We start from the raw sequence: 1144 nt of genomic DNA on the forward strand, positions 1-1144 counted from the left end.
GGCCCATGAGAACCTGCGCATGCAGACCTGCCATCAGCGGGTCGATTTTTGCCGACCCGCTGACCTGCTTGTCGATTGAGATCGCGTTGCCTCGCGGAACAATCTTGGCATTGCCGACTGCGAAATCCATGAGCTCGAGTCCGGAATGGACAAGCTGGCCGCCAGCGAGATCTCGCTCCATGTCCTTGATGGCGCCGTTCAACTTCCAGCCCTGCGAGATGCCAACGATCCGCTCCTTCGCGATCCCGCGGTCCTCGCCGGTCAGCGCTTTGGTGATCGCGGCGACGCCGAAGGAGTCGACGCCGATCGCGTTTTCAGCCGCCAGCAAGCCCGCGGCTTCAACCTCCATCACGATGTCCGCGAGCTGGTAGACGTCCTCGCCTGGCAGCTTGACGAACGTCAGCTGCTTAAGCCCGGCGAATTGGTCGAGTCTCGTCGCGATCTCGGTGCGGCGCTTCTTCACGATTTCATGGGCCCAAGCGTGGGACCAAAGCAGATTCTTGCGGGTGACCTTGCATCTGCCCATCACGGCGAGGCCGAGGAGATCGTCGAGGCCGCCGCCATCGATACCGATCACGATCACATCAGATCGCCGTATAAGCTCCTGGAGGGTCAATCGCCTGTTGGCCGCCGCGGTCCAGAACTGGGCTCCTGCCCAATTTTCATCCTTCAGCCCGAGACCGGCTTGAATGTTGAAGTGTTTGGCAACGAAGAGGCTGAGGGCATCCTGCCCCTCAAGCTCCTTCTTCTTGACTTCAGTGGTCAGCCACTGCTTGTCGACGGAGTAGCCGAGGCTGGGGTTCGGGATGTGCCATGTTTTCGGAACGCGCCAAGCCTGCGCCTTAACCATCCGCTCGGGGTATTCGTAGATCATCGGGAGCGAGGTTGGATCTTCGATCTTTCCGTCGCGAATGCTTCGGTGATAGATCAGTTTCTGAGCAAACACTCCCGTGGGGGGATCGTCACTCTGCGTTGTCGCGTAAATAGTGAAGCCTTCCGGCCGTGACGCCTGCGAGCCGGTGACCTCAGACAGGACGTTTGCCGATGATGCCTTCTTGCCGAAGAGCCAGAGCTCGTCGATGAACGAGCTGATCGCCTTCTGTCCGCCGACAACATCGGCGTCAGCGGACTTCACAGCTAGCAC

General features: G+C 59.9%; 1 protein-coding gene. It reads right to left on the reverse strand.

Annotated elements, in window-relative coordinates; all coding sequences use genetic code 11:
* The coding region (locus FJ980_RS35035) for a terminase large subunit (protein ID WP_181181410.1) at positions 1-1144 on the reverse strand (1144 nt) is incomplete at both ends.

The organism is Mesorhizobium sp. B1-1-5, assembly GCF_006443065.1.
GTDB lineage: Bacteria > Pseudomonadota > Alphaproteobacteria > Rhizobiales > Rhizobiaceae > Mesorhizobium.